Here is a 16,709-nt window from a genome sequence, read left to right as displayed (position 1 = left end):
AGCCGGCGCTGAACGGCTGCTCGGCGTGCTGGCGGCGGAGTGGGTCACCGGTCCCCGGTCGCCTGCGTGCTGCTCGGCGAGGACGCCGTGAAATTGTCTCCCGGGCACCGACATTGATGAGCGGTTACCGGAACCCGGACGCGACCGCCGTTGAGCTCGACGTCATTGGCCGGGCCGAGGTGTGGCCCAGTCGCGCTGCGGGATTGACATCAGGCTAATAGTGCCGATTGGCCACTTCCCCAACCAACTATCGGGTAGAGTCCGGTGGTCTCCGTTACTACCTGCGAGTAAGGAGCCGGCGGTCACACACCTGGGGCTGAGACAAGCGGGAGGCGCGGGGCACGATGTGCCGCGACGCCGGGGCATTCGCGGCCGGGCCGCGGGGGGACGGCGATGACGGCACCGACCAGGGTGGGTCCGCTCGATTACCTGCGCGACCAGATGCGGGTACCGCTGATCATGATCGGCGGATTTTTCCGGATGTGTGTGCTGACCGGCAAGGCGCTGTTTCGTTTTCCGTTCCAGTGGCGCGAGTTCGTCTTGCAGTGCTGGTTTCTCATGAGGGTCGCGATCCTGCCGACCATGGCGGTGTCGGTGCCGGTGACGGCGCTTTTCATCTTCACCTTCAACGTTCTGCTGATCCAGGTCGGCGCCGCCGACATCTCGGGGGCGGGCGCGGGCATTGCGGTGATCACCCAGATCGGCCCGATCGTGACCGTATTGGTGATCGCCGGCGCAGGGGCCACGGCGATCTGCGCCGACCTGGGCGCCCGCACCATCCGCGAGGAGATCGACGCGATGGAGGTGCTCGGCATCGACCCGATCCACCGACTGGTGGTGCCCCGGGTGCTCGCCTCGGCTGTGGTCGGGACGCTGCTCAACGGTCTGGTGAGCATGGTGGGGCTGGTCGGCGGCTACCTCTTCGGTGTCTACCTGGAAAACGTCTCGGGCGGGGCGTATCTGGCCACGCTCACCCTGGTCACCGGCCTTCCTGAAGTGGTGATCTCGACGATCAAAGCCCTGACGTTCGGCCTTATCGCCGGCCTGGTCGGCTGCTACCGGGGCCTGACCGTACGCGGGGGCGCCAAGGCGCTGGGCACCGCCGTCAACGAGACCGTGGTGCTGTGTGTGGTCGCGCTGTATGCGGTCAACGTGGTGCTGACCGCGATCGGGGTGCGGTTCGGATCGGGGCACTGAGATGACGACGGCCCAAGTCCTGCGCGCCCGCTTCCCGCGCACCGTCGCCTACTTGCGTCGCTACGGCGGTGCCGCGACCCGCTCACTGGACGAAGCCGGGAAGCTGGGCTGGTTCACGCTGGTCGGCGGTCGCGACATCGCGTGGGCACTGGCCCGTTACCGCAGGGAAATCCTGCGGCTGATCGCCGAGGTGGGCATGGGAACCGGGGCCATGGCCGTCGTCGGCGGCACCGCGGTGATCATGGCTTTCGTGACGCTGTCCTCCGGGTCGCTGGTCGCTATCCAGGGCCTGGCGTCACTGGGCCAGATCGGTATTCAGGCGCTCCTCGGATTTGTCGCCGCCCTGATCAACGTGCGTCTCGTCGCGCCCGTCGTCGCCGGCGTCGTGCTCGCCGCCACGGTCGGCGCCGGTGCCACTGCCGAGTTGGGTGCGATGCGGATCAGCGAGGAGATCGATGCGCTGGAGGTGATGGGCATCAACTCGATGGCCTATCTGGTGTCCACCCGGGTGCTGGCCGGGCTGGTGGTGATCATCCCGCTCTACTCGCTCGGGCTCATCATGTCGTTCCTGTCGCCGGCGGTCATCACGACGGTGCTCTATGGACAGGCCGCCGGAACCTATAACCACTACTTCCGGACATTTCTGCGCCCCAATGACGTTTTCTGGTCCTTCGGAGAGGTCGTCATTCTCGCCGCGGTCGTGATGCTGACTCATTGCTACTACGGCTATAACGCCGCCGGCGGTCCGGTCGGTGTCGGTGAGGCCGTGGGCCGCTCGATGCGCTTCTCGCTGGTCTCGGTGAACGTTGTGATCCTGCTGGCCGAAATGGCGCTCTACGGGGTCGATCCGAACTTCAACTTCACGGTGTAAGCCAACAGGAAAAGCCATGACCGTGCCGCGAGGGAAGCCGAACAAGCCGCCGGCCCGACCGTATCGAGTGATCGGGGTGGGGGTTTTTCTGGTTCTTGCACTGGTGGTGTGGCTGGTATATCTGCAATACAAGGGGGACTTCACGCCGAAAACGCCGTTGACCATGCTTTCCTCCCGGGCGGGATTGGTGATGGATCCGGGGGCGAAGGTCACCTACAACGGGGTGCAAATCGGCCGGGTGGCAAGCATTTCGGAAGTCAGTCAGGACGGCAAGCCGGCAGCCAAGTTCATCTTGGACGTTTATCCGAAATATTTGAAGCTGATTCCGGCAAACGTGGACGCGAGGATCGTGGCCACCACCGTGTTCGGACAAAAGTATGTGTCCTTGATGTCTCCGAAACATCCTACACCACAACGGATCACGCCACAGAATGTGATCGATGCCAGGTCGGTGACAACGGAGATCAACACGTTGTTCCAGACGATCACCTCGATCGCCGAGCGGATAGATCCCGTTAAGGTCAACCTGACACTGAGTGCGGCCGCGCAGGCGTTGAGCGGGCTGGGGGATAAGTTCGGCCAGTCACTGGTCGACGCCGACGCTGTGCTTGACGACGTCAATCCGCAACAACCACAAGTCCGTCACGACATCCGGCAGTTGGCGGCACTGGGGGACATCTACGCCGACAGTGCACCGGATCTGGTGGATTTCCTCACCAATGCGGTGATCACGGCGCGCACCGTGCACCGCCAGGAAAAAGATCTGGACGAGGCGTTGCTCGCGGCGGCCGGGTTGGGTAACACCGGGGCCGACATCTTTCACCGGGGCGGCCCATACCTGCAGCGGGGGGTCGCCGATCTGGTGCCCACCGCCCAGCTGCTGGACACCTACAGTCCCGAGCTCTTCTGCACGGTCCGCAACTACCACGATGTCGAACCCAAGATCTTTCAGGTAACGGGCGGCCGCGGCGGCTACGCGCTGCGGACCAATACCGAGGTGCTGTCCGGATTGGGGGCGATACTGACCCCCGCCGGCCTGACCGGCACGGTGCTGAGCCAGGGGCTTTTAGGACTGGCCGGGCTGGTGGGCGGGGCGCCAAATCCCTATATCTACCCGGAGAATTTGCCGCGACTGAACGCGCACGGCGGGCCGGGGGGCGCGCCGGGCTGCTGGCAGACGATCACCCGTGATTTTTGGCCCGCGCCGGCGCTGGTCATGGACACCGGCAACAGCGTGGCACCGTATAACCACATCGAGACCGGTTCTCCGTACGCCATCGAGTACGTGTGGGGCCGCCAGGTAGGGGATAACACGATCAACCCATGAAAATCACCGGCACGCTCATCAGACTCGGCATCTTCTCGTTGGTGCTGCTGCTCTTCACCGCCGTGATCGTGGTGGTGTTCGGTCAGCTGCGCTTCGAGCGGACGTACTCCTACTCCGCGGAATTCAGTAACGCCAGCGGGTTGCGTGACGGTCAGTTCGTGCGTGCCTGCGGGGTCGAGGTCGGCAAGGTCAAACACGTGCGGCTGGTTGACGGCGGCAGACGGGTGCGGGTGGATTTCACCGTCGACCGTTCGGTGCCGTTGTATCAGTCGACGACCGCGACAATCCGTTATCTGAATCTGATCGGTGACCGCTACGTGGAGCTCAACCGCGGGCAGGGCGAGGCCGCCGACCGGATCCTGCCGCCGGGTGGCTTCATCCCGCTGTCACGGACGCAGCCCGCCCTGGATCTCGATGCGCTCATCGGCGGCTTCAAACCGCTGTTCCGGGCGCTCGATCCGGAAAAAGTCAACACCATCGCCTCAGCCATCATCACCGTGTTTCAGGGTCAGGGCGGGACCATCAACGACATTCTCGATCAGACCGCGCAGGCCACATCGCGCATCGCCGAGCGGGACCGGGCGATCGGGGAGGTGATCAAGAACCTCAACACCGTGCTGGACACCACGGTCCGGCATCGCCAGGAGTTCGACCAGACCCTCGAGAACTTCGAAAGACTGATCAGCGGGCTGCGCGATCACGCCGACCCGCTGGCCGCGGGCACCGCACACATCAGCAACGCCGCCGGAACTCTCGCCGATCTCCTGGGCGACAACCGCGCCTTGCTGCACAAGGAATTGAACTACCTGCAGGCGGTTGCGCAACCGATCATCGACCAGCGCGATAGCTATGACGATCTTTTCCGCCGGGCCCCGGTCGCGCTGAACACGATCGGGCGTGTCGTCGGCACATACGGCGACTGGGTGAACTTCTACGCCTGCGACGTCACGATCAAGTGGAACGGGCTGCAGCCGGGCGGCCCAGTCCGCACGGTCAGGATTTGGCAGCAGCCCAGCGGTAGGTGCACGCCGCAATGAGAACACTGGAACCGCCCAACCGGCTTCGCATCGGGCTCATGGGCATTACCGTGACGGTGCTCCTCACCGCCGTGGGCCAAAGCCTCACCAGCGTCCCGATGCTGTTTGCCCAGCCCAGCTACTACGGGCAGTTCACCGACACCGGCGGGGTGAACACCAATGACAAGGTGCGGATCTCCGGCGTGGACGTCGGCATCGTGGAGGCGCTCACGATCGCCGGTGACCACATCCTGATCAAATTCTCCACCGGCGGCACCCCCATCGGCACCCAGAGCCGGTTGGCGATCAAGACCGACACCATCTTGGGTAAAAAGGTGCTCGAGATCGAGCCCCGGGGCGCTCAGGCGTTGCGGCCCGGAAGCGTGTTGCCGCTGGGCCAAAGCACCAGCCCCTACCAGATCTACGACGCGTTTTTCGATGTCACCAAGGCCGCCGCCGGCTGGGACATCGACACCGTCAAACGGTCGCTGAGCGTGTTGTCGCAGACGGTCAACGAGACCTATCCGCACCTCAGTCCGGTCCTGGAGGGGGTGGCCAAACTCTCCGACACCATCGGCAACCGTGACGAAGACGTCAAACACCTGCTGGCGCAGGCCAACAAGGTGGCCGGCGTGCTCGGTGACCGCAGCCAGCAGATCGACCGGCTGCTGGTCAACGCGAAGACGCTGCTGGCCGCCTTCAACGAGCGCAGCCGCGCTATCGACGCGCTGCTGCGGAATGTATCCGCGGTCTCGGCGCAGCTGCAAGGGCTCATCGAGGACAACCCGAACCTGAACCATGTCCTGGAACAGTTGCGCAGCATCAGCGACTTGCTGGTGGCGCGCAAGGACGACCTCGCCCAGGTGCTCAGGGCCCTCGGCAAAGCCGCCGCGGCCATCAACGAGGCCGTCGCGTCGGGACCGTACTTCAAAGTGGTCCTGGCCAACCTGCTGCCGTCCTGGATTCTGCAGCCCTGGGTCGATGCCGCGTTCAAAAAACGCGGTATCGACCCCGAGGAGTTCTGGCGCAGCGCCGGACTGCCGGCGTTTCGCTGGCCGGACCCCAACGGCACCCGCTTCCCCAACGGCGCCCCGCCGCCCGCACCACCGGTGTCGGAGGGCACCCCGGATCACCCGGGACCGGCCGTCCCGCCCGGCTCGGCGTGCTCGTACGCGCCGGCACCCGACGCGCTGCCGCGCCCGTGGAACCCGTTGCCGTGCGCGGGTGTCGACGTGGGCCCGTTCGGGGGCGGTTTCCCGGCGCCGATCGACGTGCAGACCTCTGAACCGCGTCCCGACGGTCTGCCGCCGACACCCGGGATCCCGATCGCCGGGCGGCCCGGTGAGGCTCCGCCGGACCTGCCGGGAACACCGGTGCCGCTGCCGGCGAACGCGCCGCCGGGGGCGCGCACCGAGCATCTGGCGCCGGCCGGCCCGACACCGCCGCCGTCGACGTTCGCGCCCATGCTGCCGCCGGGACCACCCGCAGCTCCGGGACCGGGACCCCAGCTGCCGGCCCCGTTCATCACACCCGGGGGCACCGGCGGCAGCGGAGCCGAGACCGGAGGGAGTCAGAAGTGAGCACCGTCTTCGATATCCGCAACCTGCGGTTGCCGAGCATGTCGCGGGTCTCGGTGATCGTCGGATCCCTTGCGGTGGTGCTGGCTCTCAGTGCGGCGTTTGTGGGCAGACAGCTCTACCGGGAGTTGACCACCAACACCGTGGTGGCTTATTTCCCCGAGACGAACGCGCTCTACGCCGGCGACAAGGTGCGGATCATGGGGGTGCCGGTGGGTTCGATCGACGCGATCGAGCCGGCCGGCGACAAGATGAGGGTGACCTTCCACTACAGCACCAGGTACCGGGTGCCCGCCAACGCCTCGGCGGTGATCCTCAACCCCACCCTGGTGGCGTCGCGTTTCATCCAACTGGAGCCGCCGTATCGGGGGGGTCCGGTGATGGGCGATCACGCCGTGATCCCGATCGAGCGCACCCAGGTGCCTACGGAATGGGACCAGTTACGCAACAGCGTCACCACCATCGTCGACCGCCTCGGCCCGACGAAAGAGCAGCCCAAGGGGCCCTTCGGCGAGGTGATCGAGTCGTTCGCCGACGGGCTGGCCGGCAAGGGTCAACAGATTGCCGTCACCTTCGAGAGCCTGTCGCGCGCGCTGGGCGCGCTCAACGAAGGCCGGGGAGACTTCTTCGCGGTATTGCGCAGCCTGGCGCTGTTCGTCGACGCCCTGCACCAAGACGATCAGCAGTTCGTGGCGTTGAACACCAACCTGGCCCGGTTCACCGACAGCCTGACCCATTCCGATCGGGACCTGGCGACCGCGACACAGCGGTTCGACGGCCTGCTTGCGACGCTGCGGCCGTTTTTGCAGAAGAACCGCGAGGTGCTCACCCACGACGTTGACAACCTGGCTGCGGCCACCACGGCCCTGGTTCAGCCCGAGCCGCTAAACGGTTTGGAGACCGGCCTGCACGTTCTGCCGACGGCGGCGGCCAACGTTAACCAGATCTATCACCCGTCGCACGGCGCGGTCGTGGCGATCGCGGCCCTGCAGAACTTCGCGAACCCGATGCAGTTCATCTGCAGCTCGATTCAGGCAGGTAGCCGGCTGGGCTATCAGGAGTCCGCCGAGCTGTGCGCGCAGTACCTGGCGCCGATCCTGGATGCGATCAAGTTCAACTACCCGCCGTTCGGGCTCAATCTGTTCAGCACCGCCGAGACGCTCCCCAAGGAAGTCGCCTACTCCGAGCCGCGGCTGCAGCCGCCCAACGGGTATAAAGACACCACGGTGCCGGGGATCTGGGTGCCGGACACGCCGCTATCGCACCGCAACACCCAGCCGGGCTGGGTTGTTGCGCCGGGCATGCAGGGCACCCAGGTGGGGCCGGTCACGGCGAGCCTGCTGACCCCCGAGTCGCTGGCCGAACTGATGGGCGGCCCCGACGCGCCGCCCCCACCGGGAGGGTTGCAGACCCCGCCGGGGCCGCCGAACGCCTACGACGAGCACCCGGTGGTGCCGCCGATCGGCGTGGCGGCCCCGCGGGTGCCGATCCCCCCGCCGCCACCGGCGCCGGGGGTGGTCCCGGGACCGGTCGCCCCGACACCCGCGCCCGCCGGAGCGGCGGGGTCCAGGGGGCCGGGCTCATGAACGCGGTGCGTACGTTGGCCCGCCGCGCCCGAGACCGGACCCGGCGGGGGCTGGCCTTGCTGGTAACCGCGTTGATGGTGAGTTCCTGTGGCTGGCATGGAATCTCGAATGTGTCGATCCCCGGCGGCCCGGGCACCGGTCCCGGCTCCTACACGGTTTACGTGCAGGTCCCGGAGACGTTGGCGATCAACGGCAACAGCAAGGTGTTAGTGGCCGACGTCTTCGTCGGCAAGATACGCGCGATCCAGCTGAAGAACTGGGTCGCCACGCTGACGCTGAGTCTGGACAAAAACGTCAAGCTCCCCAGGAACGCCACCGCCAAGATCGGGCAGACGAGCCTGCTGGGTACCCAGCATGTGGAGCTGGCCGCGCCGCCCAACCCCTCCCCCCAGTTGCTGCAGGAGGGCGACACCATCCCGCTGCAGAACTCGTCGGCATACCCCAGCACCGAGCAAACGCTGGCCAGCCTGGCCTTGATCCTGCGCGGCGGAGGTGTGCCCAACCTCGAGGTGCTGCAGAACGAGATCTACTACCTCGTGAAGGGGCGCGCCGAGAAGATACACGCTCTGCTCGGCAAGCTGGACGCTTTCACCGCCCAGCTGAACGGGCAACGCGACGATATCGCCCGCGCCATCGATTCCACCAACCGTCTGTTGGCGTACGTCGGCCCCCGTTCGGCGGCTATCGATCGGGCGCTCACCGAATTCCCGCCGCTGATCAAGCATTTCGCCGACAAGCAGGACCTGTTGATCAACGCGGTCGGCGCTTTGGGCCGCCTCAGCCAGGAAGCCGACCAGTACCTGTCGGCCTCGCGGGACGGCTTGCGCCAAGACCTGCAGTCACTGCCATGCCCGTTGCGAGAACTGGGCCGCGCCGCGCCGTATCTGTTGGGGGCGCTGAAGATACTCGGTACCCAGCCGTTCGACGTCGACAGTGTGCCGAAGTCGATGCGAGGCGACTATATGAACTTGTCGCTGACGCTCGACCTGACGCTGAGCGCCGTGGACAACGCGTTTCTTACCGGAACAGGATTTTCGGGTGCGCTGCGCGCGCTGGAGCAATCATACGGCCGCGATCCCGAGACCATGATTCCCGACGTTCGCTACACGCCGAACCCCAATGACGTGCCCGGCGGGCCGCTGGTGGAAAGGGCGGATCGACAGTGCTGAGCATCTTCATCAAGCGCCAGCTGATCCTGTTCGGCATCCTGACCGTGGTCGCGACCGTCGTGCTGGGCTGGTATTACCTGCGGATCCCCACCCTGATGGGAATCGGGCAATACACACTGATGGCGGACCTGCCGGCGTCGGGCGGGCTGTATGCCACCGCTAACGTGACCTACCGCGGGATCACCATCGGCAAGGTCACCGCCGTCGAGCCGACCGAGACGGGAGCGCGGGCGACCATGAGCATCGCCAGCAGGTACAAGATCCCGGTCGACGCGTCGGCGAACGTGCATACGGTTTCCGCGGTCGGTGAGCAGTATCTGGACCTGGTGTCGGTGGGCAACCCGGGCAAGTACTTTTCGCCGGGACAGACGATCACCAGGGGTAGCGTGCCGTCGGAGATCGGGCCGGCGCTGGACACCGCCTACAGGGGGCTGGAAGCGCTGCCCAAGGACAAGATCGCCGCGCTGCTCGACGAGACGTCGCACGCGGTCGGGGGGCTGGGGCCCGCCCTGCAACGGCTGGTCGATGCCACCCAGGCCATCACCCGTGATTTCAAGACCCACATCGGCGATGTGAACGACATCATTTCACACTCCGGGCCGATCCTCGACAGCCAAGTCAGCTCCGGCGACGCGATCCAACGGTGGGCGCGCAACCTCAACAGCCTGGCCGCACAGGCCGCGCACACCGACGAGCAGGTGCGCGGAATCCTCACCCAGGCTCCTCCGACAGCCGATCAGGTCAACGCGGTGTTCGGCGATGTCCGCGAGTCGCTTCCGGCGACGCTGGCGAATCTCGCGATCGTGCTCGACATGCTCAAGCGCTACCACAAGGGCCTCGAGCAATATCTGGTGTTTTTGCCGCAGGGGGCAGCCATCGCCCAGGCGGTCACCGCGCCGTTTGACAAGGAGGGTCTGGCATCGCTGGACCTGGCGCTGACGATCAACCAGCCGCCCCCATGTCTGACCGGCTTCCTTCCGGCATCCGAATGGCGGTCACCGGCGGACACCAGCTCACAGCCGGTGCCGACGGGGTTGTATTGCAAGATTCCGCAAGAAACCCCAGCGAACGTGGTGCGCGGATCCCGCAACGTTCCCTGTGTCGACGTCCCCGGCAAGCGCGCCGCCACGCCGCGGGAATGCCGCAGCGACAAACCGTACATTCCGTTGGGCACCAACCCCTGGTATGGCGATCCCAATCAGGTCCGTAACTGCCCGGCACCCGGGGCGCGTTGCGATCAGCCGGTGGATCCGGGCCGGGTGATACCGGCGCCGTCGGTCAACAACGGCCTCAACCCGGCTCCGGCCGACAGGCTGCCTCCGGGCGGCTCACCGCCACCGATCAGCGATCCGCTGCAACGCCCGGGCGCAGGCACCGTGCAGTGCAACGGACAGCAACCCAACCCCTGCGTCTACACTCCCAGCCTGGGCCCCACGGCGGTCTACAGTCCCCAAAGCGGTGAATTGGTGGGGCCTGACGGTATGAAGTGGACGGTCGAAAATTCGAGCAATACAGGAGACGACGGGTGGAAGGAGATGCTGGCACCGGTCGGTTGAACCCTACCGGTGACCACGATCCGTCGCTTTCGGAGGCGACGACCGAGGATTCGGAGGAATCCGAGGGCGGAGCCGACCGGACCGGCATCGGGGCGACGACCGAGGATTCGGAGGAATCCGAGGGCGGAGCCGACCGGACCGGCATCGGGGCGACGACCGAGGATTCGGAGGAATCCGAGGGCGGAGCCGACCGGGCTGAGATCGGGGCGACGACCGAGGATTCGGAGGAATCCGAGGGCGGAGCCGACCGGGCTGAGATCGGGGCGACGACCGAGGATTCGGAGGAATCCGAGGGCGGCCATAAGGATGCGTCCGAGGGGGCACCCGAGGTCAAGCGGGGACTCTCGCGCCTGGGCGGCGGCGGATGGCTGGCCGGCATCGCGGCCGCGCTTTTGCTCCTCGCCGGTGGTGTCGGGGCGGGTGGCTATCTCGCGTTGCGCGCCCATCGTGCGGACCAGACGATCGCCCGCGCCGATAAGGCGGCCGTCGCGGCGGCCAAGGACTGTGTCGCCGCGACGCAGGCGCCCGATACTGCCGCCATGGCCGCCGCGGCACAGAAGATGATCGAATGCTCTACCGGTGCTTTCGGTACCCAAGCCGCGCTGTATAGCGGATTGCTCGTCGAGGCGTATCAGGCCGCCAACGTCCATGTTCAGGTGTCGGACATGCGCGCCGCGGTGGAGCGCAACAACCGTGATGGTTCGGTCGACGTGCTGGTGGCCCTCCGCGTCAAGGTGTCTAACGCTCAGGCCAAAGACCAGGAAAACGGCTATCGCCTGCGGGCGAAGATGACGCCCGATAACGGGAAGTACAAGATTTCCAAGCTCGAGCAGGTGACGAAATGACAGCGGTGGTCGAGCCGACGACGGCCACCCAGGACGTTCGGGAAGCATCGCCGAATGATTTGGCGCGCTGGCACTTACGTGCCGGCGCTGTTGCGGTAGATCTGCTGCCGGGTGTCGCGGTGGTGGTGGCGATGGGGTTGACCGCCCAGGCTTTGGCGGCGCCGCTGCGCAGCACATGGTTTTGGTCATCTGTCGGCATCGGCGGACTGGCGATCCTGCTCATGGCGGTCAACCGGCTGTTGGCGCCGGCTATCACGGGTTGGAGCCTGGGTCGCGCGGCCGCCGGTATCCGGGTGGTGGGCCGTGACGGCGCACCGGTCGGACCGTGGCGGCTGCTGCTCAGGGATCTCGCCCATTTGCTGGATACCGTGTCGGTATTGGTGGGCTGGCTTTGGCCGCTGTGGGATGCGCGACGGCGTACCTTCGCCGACTTGTTGTTGCACACCGAGGTGCGGCGCGTCGGGCCGTCCCAGCGTCCCGCCGCGATCCGGCGGTGGACCACAACACTGGTGGCGGTGGCGGTGCTGGTATGCGCATCGGGTGCCGCGGTGAGCTATTTCGTGGTTTACCAGCGTGACCGCGCCGTCGATCAGGCCCGCACGCAGATCGCGGTGCAGGGCCCCAAGCTCGTGGCGGAGATGCTGAGCTACCACCCCAAGACGCTGGAGAGGGATTTTGAGCATGCGCGCTCGCTGACGACCGATAAATATCGTGAGCAGCTGGCAACCCAGCAGCGCGCGGTAAAAAGTGGCCACCCGGTCGACAACGAATATTGGGTGACCAACAGCGCGGTGCAGTCGGTGACACCAGATCATGCGACCATGCTGTTGTTTTTGCAGGGCCGGCGCGGCGCGCCGCCTGGCGAACGGTTTATCAGTGCGACCGTCCGGGGAGCCTTTGTCAAAGGAGCAGATACACGTTGGCGCATAGACGACCTCACCGTGCTGACCAAACCTGTACCGTCCGGGAACGGTAAATGAGTCCGCGCCGTAGGATTCAGCCCGGTGAACGGTCGCTTGTATTCGAACGGGAAAACCGGTCGCGGAGACGATTGCGGATTCGACCCCCGACGCAGTGGAAGCCACCACAACAGTGGCGCGCACCGCTCGCGATCAGCCTGGCAACGCTTGCTGCGGCAAGCGCCATCTCGGTGTGCGCATTAATCCTGGCACTTCATGAATCCCATCTACGAGCGGCAGCACACGACAAAACGGTGCTCGTCGCCGTCGGATCGTTCATGACGGAGTTCACCTCCGTGGATCCGTTTCATGCCAACGACTATGTAGATCGCGTTTTAGCGCACGCTACCGGCGACTTCGCCAAACAGTATCAGGACAGGGAGAACGAGATCCTGCTGCAGGTCGCCAGGGCGGAACCAACCAAGGGAACCGTATTGGACGCCGGCGTGGAAAGGTGGAATGACGATGGCAGCGCCAATGTACTGGTGGCTACCGAAATGACGTCGAAATCCCCGGACGGCAAGCGAATATTCGAGAAGACGAACCGCTGGGTGGCAACGGCTAAGCAGGAAGGGAATCAGTGGAAGATCAGCAGCCTGCTGCAAGTGATCTGATCAACGAGACTTCCGATATCGCCTCCGTGACTGGAGCAGCATCCCAAGGTGAAGCTGCCGAAATCCCCGCAGAGCGAGTCGAGCCGCCAGCGCAGGCCGATGAATCCGCGGATGATCTCATCGAAAACGATGCCACATCAACCCAATCCGCCGATATCAGCCTGGGCAGAGCGGATACCGCCGTGGACGATATGGCGCCCGACGAGGAAACGGCCACAGCCGCGACGGCCGCCGAACCGGATAACGCAGTCGTTCCTAGCAGTCCGGTCCGCAAGCGTCTGGCCATCGCAATTGGTGTGGCGGCAGTGTTGTTCGTGGGATCGGCGGCCTTCGCAGGTGCAACGGTGCAGCCCTACCTCGCCGATGAAGCCGCCGTGGCTACCAAAATGAACATCGCCCGGACGGCGGCCAATGCCGTCACCACGTTGTGGACGTACACCCCGGATAACTTGGATAAGCTACCCGACCGCGCAGCGAAGTATCTCAGCGGCGATTTCGAAGCCCAGTACCGCAAATTTATCGATGCGATCGCGCCGGCTAATAAACAGGCGAAGGTAACCAACAACACCCAGGTGGTCGCGGCGGCGGTGGAATCGTTGGATGGGCCCGAAGCAGTCGCTCTCGTATACACCAACACAACGTCCACCAGCCCGGTGACCAAAGGTGTTCCCTCACTGAAATACCTGTCCTACCGGTTGTTCATGAAGCGTGACCACGCACGCTGGCGGGTAACCAGGATGACCACCATTACCTCGCTGGATTTGACACCGCGGATCTAAACACCCGATTACCCAGGAACAGCCGATTAAACGGGATCGCACCCGCGTTGTCTCCAACCTGATTCAGGGCATTGCGGTGGATCGGTCGAAAGGCTGTGCGCCATCTTGGGCTCGGGGCAGAATACCCAATCACGGATCGCCGCAAAAGCGGCGCAAACCCGAAAACTCCAGCGGCTGGGGTCAGTTGAACGCGAGCCAGCCGGGCAGCGCGCGTTCGTGGGAATCGCACAACACCTGGCGGGTGTCGCAGTTTCCCTTCGGTGCTCCCGCACCGGCCCACATCCCTCCGGTATCGCGGCGGAGAACGATCGCCGAGGATCCGCCGCCGTCGAGCAGAATCGCGGTGTCGCTGCCCAGACCGCGGAACAAATCCTGCATGTTGTCCGGCGTGTAACTACCGCCCTGGAATATGTACATTTCATCTTTCGCGTTCGAATAGCCGATGGCGGTTCGTGCCGCGCTGGGCCCCCCGTCGTTAAGCTGCCCGGTGTCGCCGGGAGACAATAGCCCGATCCCGCTCACCGCCACAAACCGTGCGCCCTTGTCCACCAGTCCCTGAACGACGGGACCGGCGGCGTCGTAATCGGTTTTGCTTTTGGGCCGCACCACATATGGCGCGCCGTCGGCGGGCAAGATCATCGTCGCCAGCGCACTCCAGTGATCATCTCCACCGGTGAGTGCTTGTTTGCCGGCGTAGGCGATGGTACCGGTGACCGCCTGGTTGGCCCGGCCTTGACCCCGGGTGTTGTCGACGTAGGCACCCACCGGTGAGCTGCAGCCCGTCTGTCGCCACGAGCCGCCCCTTTGTGGACGTACGTCGAAGAAGTTGGCGTTGATGGCGATCGTCGGTTGCCCCAACACCTGCCAGGCCGTCAGTGGGGGATAGGTTTCTGAAGCCTGCCATAACCCTTCGGATGTCCGCGCGCCCGGGTTGTGTTCGCAGCGGGCCTGGTAACCGGTATGGGTATCGACCAGCAGGTGCGGTGAAAGCCGCTGTGACGCCGCTTTGATGATCATCAGATGACCGCCGTTGTTCATGTCATACCAGTTGCCGCTGGCGTTTCGCATCGGTGCGGGATGACCGGGCCCGAAGTTGTAGACCAGGTATGAGCCGCGGGTGGTGGCGATGGCGGTTGCCAGTTGGTCACGCCCTTCGGCGTGGGCAGGGGGGTGGCCGATGGTGGCCCACAGCACCAGCACGGCACAGCAGGTCACCAGACGCCGCACGCCGGCCGCACGACGCGGCCCGGCAGCCGTTTCCGCGCAGACACCCATACGACAACCACAGCATCGGCCGCACGGGCGACAGCGTTGATTTGAGTAACGGTCTTATGACGCTTTGGCGGCGGGGCAATTACCTTCAGCCGCTGGGTCTTTCTTGGGTTAGTGGGTGATCGCTCGGGGGGTACGCCCGCTCGGCTAGCCACCGAGAGTCGCGTTCATCTCCCAGACCAGGATTTCCGACGGTGTGGTGGCCGTTATCCGCCGGCTGTCGGAGGCGGTGAATCGCACGGCGTCACCCTCGTCGAGGCGGCCGCCATCGTCCAGGCCTTCCAGGACCAGTCGCCCACGCGCGACGAACAGGTGCACGTAGGGAGCCGACGGCAAGTCAACTCCTTTACCGGGGTCCAGCCGCGCGCAGAGCAGGGCGGCGTTTCGGTTATGGATCACAATGGCGGCGTCCCGACCAGGTATTCCCGAGGCGACCGGCGTCAATGCGTTGTGCAGGACCCGGCTGTCGATGTGGTGCTGTTGGTAACCCGGCGGGAGCCCGGTCTCATCCGGGACAACCCACATTTGCACAAAATGCACTGGCCGCGTGGCTGACTCGTTCTTTTCCGAGTGCATGATGCCGCTGCCTGCCGACATCAATTGAGCCAGGCCGGGATAGATCACCCCGCGATTGCCGGTGGAATCCCGATGGGTCAGTGAACCCTGCAGCACCCAGGTGGTGATCTCCATGTCCCGATGCGCGTGGGTGTCAAACCCGGCGCCCGGCTCGACGATGTCGTCGTTATTCACCAGCAACAGCCCGTGGTGGGTATTGTGCGGGTCGTAGTGATCACCGAACGAGAAGGAGTGCCTGGAGTTCAGCCAGGGGGTCTTGGTAACGGCCCGGTCCGCGGCGCGCCGGACCTCGACGACGGCAGGCATGGCTCCAGGCTAAGCCGTCCTACCGCGGGCGGATGGCGCGCGGAGAACAGCGCCGTTAAACGCGGTTTCGTCGTGACGTGAGGATCGCCCCGGTCGGCCGTTCACGGTGATACCGGCGGCCTGACGGAGAGAATCCCGGGGTGGGGAAGCTCGCCGAATACGGTCTACGCTGCCCTGATGACTATCAGCCGGCGTGAAGGGGCCTTCGACGGTGTGGGTGGTGTGCGCATCGTCTACGACGTCTGGGCACCTGACCCCGCGGACACCGCCCCGAAGGCCGTGGTCGTGCTCTCTCACGGCCTGGGTGAGCATGCCGGCCGCTACGACCACGTCGCGGGGCGGTTCGCCGCGAGCGGGCTGGTGACCTACGCACTCGACCATCGGGGACATGGGCGCTCCGACGGCAGACGCGTGCTGCTGAGGGACCTGTCGGAATACACCGGGGATTTCCACACCCTCCTCGGCGTCGCCGCCAAGGAATATCCCGGTCTCAAGCGTGTCGTGCTGGGCCACAGCATGGGTGGCGGCGTGGTCTTCAGCTACGGTGTCGAACACCCCGACAATTACGACCTGATGGTGCTGTCAGGCCCGGCGTTGGCGGCCCAGTCCTCGGTGCCGGCCCTGCTGGCACTCACCGCCAAGGCCCTGGGCCTCGTCGCGCCCGGCCTGCCGCTGCGGGATCTCGACGTCAGCGCGATATCCCGCGATCCCGCGGTGGTAAACGCGTACCACACCGACCCGTTGGTACACCACGGCAAGGTTCCCGCCGGCATTGCCCGCGCGCTGCTGCGGCTCGGCGAGAGCATGCCCCGCTGGGCGGCGGCTCTGGGTGCGCCGCTGCTGGTGGTGCACGGTTCCGAGGACCGGCTGGCGCCGGTCGAGGGCAGCCGCCGCCTGGTCGAATGCGTGGGATCCTCCGATGTCGAGCTGAAGGTCTACCCGGGGCTGTATCACGAAGTCTTCAACGAGCCGGAGCGCCACCGGGTGCTCGATGACGTCGTCTCATGGATCACGGCGCGGCTGTGAGGCGACGGTACCCGGAAATGTCGCGCCGCTCCT

General features: G+C 65.4%; 15 protein-coding genes. 13 read left to right on the top strand and 2 right to left on the bottom strand.

Annotated elements, in window-relative coordinates; all coding sequences use genetic code 11:
• The first annotated feature begins 393 nt into the window (after positions 1 to 393).
• The 12 genes from QJR12_RS01730 to QJR12_RS01675 are packed head-to-tail and all read left to right on the top strand — an operon-like array spanning position 394 to position 13,496.
• A complete protein-coding gene (locus QJR12_RS01730; RefSeq protein ID WP_300575471.1) occupies positions 394 to 1,197 on the top strand; it encodes an ABC transporter permease in 804 nt (267 codons plus the stop codon).
• Position 1,198: 1 nt separating this feature from the next.
• Entirely contained in the window at positions 1,199 to 2,068 is an 870-nt protein-coding gene (locus QJR12_RS01725) for an ABC transporter permease (protein WP_300575469.1), read from the top strand.
• A 16-nt stretch (positions 2,069 to 2,084) separates the two neighbouring features.
• The gene (locus tag QJR12_RS01720; protein WP_300575467.1) at positions 2,085 to 3,395 is read left to right on the top strand and encodes an MCE family protein; all 1,311 of its coding nucleotides are present in this window, start codon (positions 2,085 to 2,087) and stop codon (positions 3,393 to 3,395) included.
• The gene (locus QJR12_RS01715) at positions 3,392 to 4,432 is read left to right on the top strand and encodes a virulence factor Mce family protein (RefSeq protein ID WP_300575465.1); all 1,041 of its coding nucleotides are present in this window, start codon (positions 3,392 to 3,394) and stop codon (positions 4,430 to 4,432) included. The genes QJR12_RS01720 and QJR12_RS01715 overlap by 4 nt, the downstream gene beginning before the upstream one ends.
• On the top strand, positions 4,429 to 5,991 hold the full coding sequence (locus QJR12_RS01710) for an MCE family protein (RefSeq protein ID WP_300575463.1): 1,563 nt from the start codon (positions 4,429 to 4,431) through the stop codon (positions 5,989 to 5,991). Before QJR12_RS01715 ends, QJR12_RS01710 begins: the two co-directional genes overlap by 4 nt.
• Positions 5,988 to 7,574, top strand: a complete 1,587-nt coding sequence (locus QJR12_RS01705) for a virulence factor Mce family protein (RefSeq protein WP_300575461.1) — start codon at positions 5,988 to 5,990, stop codon at positions 7,572 to 7,574. Before QJR12_RS01710 ends, QJR12_RS01705 begins: the two co-directional genes overlap by 4 nt.
• Positions 7,571 to 8,743, top strand: a complete 1,173-nt coding sequence (locus tag QJR12_RS01700; protein WP_300575459.1) for a virulence factor Mce family protein — start codon at positions 7,571 to 7,573, stop codon at positions 8,741 to 8,743. The genes QJR12_RS01705 and QJR12_RS01700 overlap by 4 nt, the downstream gene beginning before the upstream one ends.
• Entirely contained in the window at positions 8,737 to 10,299 is a 1,563-nt protein-coding gene (locus tag QJR12_RS01695; protein ID WP_300575457.1) for a virulence factor Mce family protein, read from the top strand. The genes QJR12_RS01700 and QJR12_RS01695 overlap by 7 nt, the downstream gene beginning before the upstream one ends.
• Complete coding sequence (locus tag QJR12_RS01690; RefSeq protein WP_366526280.1) at positions 10,269 to 11,144, top strand: Mce protein; 876 nt, start codon at positions 10,269 to 10,271, stop codon at positions 11,142 to 11,144. The genes QJR12_RS01695 and QJR12_RS01690 overlap by 31 nt, the downstream gene beginning before the upstream one ends.
• Positions 11,141 to 12,124, top strand: a complete 984-nt coding sequence (locus tag QJR12_RS01685) for an RDD family protein (RefSeq protein WP_300575455.1) — start codon at positions 11,141 to 11,143, stop codon at positions 12,122 to 12,124. The genes QJR12_RS01690 and QJR12_RS01685 overlap by 4 nt, the downstream gene beginning before the upstream one ends.
• The gene (locus tag QJR12_RS01680) at positions 12,121 to 12,717 is read left to right on the top strand and encodes a mammalian cell entry protein (protein WP_300575453.1); all 597 of its coding nucleotides are present in this window, start codon (positions 12,121 to 12,123) and stop codon (positions 12,715 to 12,717) included. Before QJR12_RS01685 ends, QJR12_RS01680 begins: the two co-directional genes overlap by 4 nt.
• Positions 12,684 to 13,496, top strand: coding sequence for a mammalian cell entry protein (locus QJR12_RS01675; protein WP_300575451.1), 813 nt, complete (start codon positions 12,684 to 12,686; stop codon positions 13,494 to 13,496). Before QJR12_RS01680 ends, QJR12_RS01675 begins: the two co-directional genes overlap by 34 nt.
• 180 nt (positions 13,497 to 13,676) lie before the next feature.
• On the opposite strand, the gene QJR12_RS01670 is transcribed toward QJR12_RS01675, so the two are convergent.
• A complete protein-coding gene (locus tag QJR12_RS01670) occupies positions 13,677 to 14,771 on the bottom strand; it encodes a phosphodiester glycosidase family protein (RefSeq protein WP_300575449.1) in 1,095 nt (364 codons plus the stop codon).
• Positions 14,772 to 14,915: 144 nt separating this feature from the next.
• Positions 14,916 to 15,650 carry a pirin-like bicupin family protein gene (locus QJR12_RS01665; RefSeq protein ID WP_300575447.1) on the bottom strand — a complete coding sequence of 245 codons (735 nt, stop codon included), beginning with the start codon at positions 15,648 to 15,650 and terminating at the stop codon, positions 14,916 to 14,918.
• 177 nt (positions 15,651 to 15,827) lie between these two features.
• On the opposite strand from QJR12_RS01665, the gene QJR12_RS01660 reads away from it, so the two are divergent.
• Positions 15,828 to 16,676 carry an alpha/beta hydrolase gene (locus QJR12_RS01660; RefSeq protein ID WP_300575445.1) on the top strand — a complete coding sequence of 283 codons (849 nt, stop codon included), beginning with the start codon at positions 15,828 to 15,830 and terminating at the stop codon, positions 16,674 to 16,676.
• The last annotated feature ends 33 nt before the right edge of the window (positions 16,677 to 16,709 follow it).

It is taken from the genome of Mycobacterium sp. (genome assembly GCF_029961025.1).
GTDB lineage: Bacteria > Actinomycetota > Actinomycetes > Mycobacteriales > Mycobacteriaceae > Mycobacterium.
Note: the sequence above shows the minus strand (reverse complement) of the source record. Positions and strands in the feature narration are given on the sequence as shown.

Coding starts and splice junctions, on each gene's coding strand:
- QJR12_RS01700 (WP_300575459.1), top strand. CDS start 7,571: ATGAACGCGGTGCGTACGTTGGCCCGCCGCGCCCGAGACCGGACCCGG.
- QJR12_RS01730 (WP_300575471.1), top strand. CDS start 394: ATGACGGCACCGACCAGGGTGGGTCCGCTCGATTACCTGCGCGACCAG.
- QJR12_RS01720 (WP_300575467.1), top strand. CDS start 2,085: ATGACCGTGCCGCGAGGGAAGCCGAACAAGCCGCCGGCCCGACCGTAT.
- QJR12_RS01680 (WP_300575453.1), top strand. CDS start 12,121: ATGAGTCCGCGCCGTAGGATTCAGCCCGGTGAACGGTCGCTTGTATTC.
- QJR12_RS01725 (WP_300575469.1), top strand. CDS start 1,199: ATGACGACGGCCCAAGTCCTGCGCGCCCGCTTCCCGCGCACCGTCGCC.
- QJR12_RS01685 (WP_300575455.1), top strand. CDS start 11,141: ATGACAGCGGTGGTCGAGCCGACGACGGCCACCCAGGACGTTCGGGAA.
- QJR12_RS01665 (WP_300575447.1), bottom strand. CDS start 15,650: ATGCCTGCCGTCGTCGAGGTCCGGCGCGCCGCGGACCGGGCCGTTACC.
- QJR12_RS01670 (WP_300575449.1), bottom strand. CDS start 14,771: ATGGGTGTCTGCGCGGAAACGGCTGCCGGGCCGCGTCGTGCGGCCGGC.
- QJR12_RS01660 (WP_300575445.1), top strand. CDS start 15,828: ATGACTATCAGCCGGCGTGAAGGGGCCTTCGACGGTGTGGGTGGTGTG.
- QJR12_RS01715 (WP_300575465.1), top strand. CDS start 3,392: ATGAAAATCACCGGCACGCTCATCAGACTCGGCATCTTCTCGTTGGTG.
- QJR12_RS01710 (WP_300575463.1), top strand. CDS start 4,429: ATGAGAACACTGGAACCGCCCAACCGGCTTCGCATCGGGCTCATGGGC.